At 79.4% G+C, this 1,866-nt stretch carries 3 protein-coding genes; all 3 read right to left on the reverse strand.

The window, feature by feature from the left end; genetic code table 11:
* Positions 1 to 581 (reverse strand): PspC domain-containing protein (locus GTR02_RS21485; RefSeq protein WP_166609503.1); only part of this gene is annotated, 581 nt, incomplete at its 3' end.
* A gap of 36 nt (positions 582 to 617) precedes the next feature.
* On the reverse strand, positions 618 to 1,277 hold the full coding sequence (locus GTR02_RS21490; protein ID WP_166609504.1) for a YdcF family protein: 660 nt from the start codon (positions 1,275 to 1,277) through the stop codon (positions 618 to 620).
* A 34-nt stretch (positions 1,278 to 1,311) separates the two neighbouring features.
* A complete protein-coding gene (locus GTR02_RS21495) occupies positions 1,312 to 1,758 on the reverse strand; it encodes a GNAT family N-acetyltransferase (RefSeq protein ID WP_205709787.1) in 447 nt (148 codons plus the stop codon).
* Between the last annotated feature and the right edge of the window lie 108 nt (positions 1,759 to 1,866).

The following is a 1,866-nucleotide window of genomic DNA, read 5'->3' on the forward strand; positions in this document are numbered from 1 at the left end:
GGGACGGGACCGCGACCGTCGGGAGCGGGAGGCGCAGGAGCCGGGGGCGTCGTGCCGCACGCGCGGGACCCGCCGTCGCCGCGCCGCAGGTCGCGCACGAGCCACCAGCCCAGGGCCGCGACGAGCAGCGTCACCAGGACGCCGAACCCCGGGCCGGACTGCCACCAGCCGAGTCCCGCGCCGACGACGCCGCGCCCGACCACGAGGTCGACGACGACGAGGCCCGCGGCGGCGGCCGCCGACCCGGAGACGTCGCCGCGCACCGCGGCCTCCGCCTCGATGCGGCCGCGGGTGTCGGGCAGCAGGGCCCAGGCGACGCCGTACAGCGCCAGGCCGAGCCCGCCGACGACGGTCAGCGCGATGAGGACGCCGCGCACGACGACCGCGTCGATCCCCAGGCGGCGGGCGGTGCCGCCGCAGACCCCGGCGAACCACCGGTCCTCGCCCCGCTCGACGCCCCAGCCCCGCACCGTGGCGAAGAAGCGCTCGACCGCGCCGGGGGTCGCCGTCGGGGCGGCGCCCGGGGAGGGCGCGGCGTCCGGGGAGGGCGCGGCGCCCGCCCCCGTCTCTGTGGTGTCCATGCCGTCGATGCTCCTCGTCACGCCGCCGTGCGGGCATCAGGGACGACCCTGAGCCACCCCTGGTCCTGCGCCGGGTGTGCGGCGCCGCCAGCGGCGGACGGCCCGCCGGGCGGCGCCGTAGGCGAGGCTCGCCGCCTTCCAGCGCAGCCGCTCCCCGACGCGGTAGTCGTCCGCGGGGGCCAGCAGCAGCGCGAGGTCCGGCCGCTGCCGGGCCAGGTAGCGGCGGGCGCGGGCCGCGTGGGTCGGCGCCGACGCGATCCGCAGGGTGCCCGCCCCCTCGAGCAGCGGGACGGAGAAGGCCACGTTCTCCCACGTGCTGCGCGAGCGGGTCTCCAGCGCGATGCGCTCGCGGGGGACGCCGAGGACCTCGTGCGCGTAGGCCGCCATGACCTCGGCCTCGCCGGGGCGGCCGTCGGGAGCGCCTCCCGAGAACACGAACCGGCCGTCGCGGCCGCGCAGCGACCGGACGGCGATGTCGGTGCGCCACCGCTGGACGGGGTGGAGGTCGCCGCGGGCGGTGGCGGGCGAGCCGAGCACCAGGACGACCTCGTCGCCGGGCCGGCCGGCGTCGTCCCCGCGCTCGTCGTCCCCGCGCGGGAAGTGCCGGCGCGACGCCCACGCGTGCAGCACCTCGGTCCCCACGACGACCGCGAGCGCGGACGACGCGAGGGCCACGAGCGCCGGCCGGACGGACATCGCGACCATCATGCCGGGGCGGCGGCGCCCCCGGTCAGGGCCAGCGGTAGCGGGAGTCCGGTTCCCGCTCCTCGTTGCCGCGGCCGTCGCCCTGCTCGACGAGCCGGAACCCCGCCCGCTCGTAGAACCGCCGGGCGGGGGTGTTGCGGGTGAAGACCCACAGCTGCAGCCCCGACGGGCTGCGCCGCTGCGCCTGCGACAGGAGGAGGTGGCCGACGCCCCGGCCCTGCGCCGCGGGGTCGACGTAGAGGTGCTCGACCCAGCCCGGCGCGAGCGCCAGGAGGCCCTGCACCACGTCGCCCTCGTGGGCCACCAGCACCGTCAGGTCGCGCAGGACGACCCCCGCCATCCAGTCCGCGGTCTCCTCGTCGCTGTGCGGCGTCGCGAGCCACGGCATCGCCCGGGTGCGGGCGGCGAGGAACACCTCCGTGAGGCGGCCGGCGTCGCGGGGGGTGGCCGCTCGCAGCGTCGTGCTGGTCACGCGGGCGACGGTAGGCCGTCCGATGCCCTGCGGACCAACCCCCCTCCCCCGGCCGGCGCCGAGAGCCCCGGCCCGCGGGCGGGCGGGCCGGGGCTCTCGGCGCCGGCC

It is taken from the genome of Kineococcus siccus, assembly GCF_009906795.1.
Lineage (GTDB): Bacteria > Actinomycetota > Actinomycetes > Actinomycetales > Kineococcaceae > Kineococcus > Kineococcus siccus.

Excerpts from the sequence above, each read along its gene's own strand:
- GTR02_RS21490 (WP_166609504.1), bottom strand. The coding sequence starts at position 1,277 with ATGTCCGTCCGGCCGGCGCTCGTGGCCCTCGCGTCGTCCGCGCTCGCG.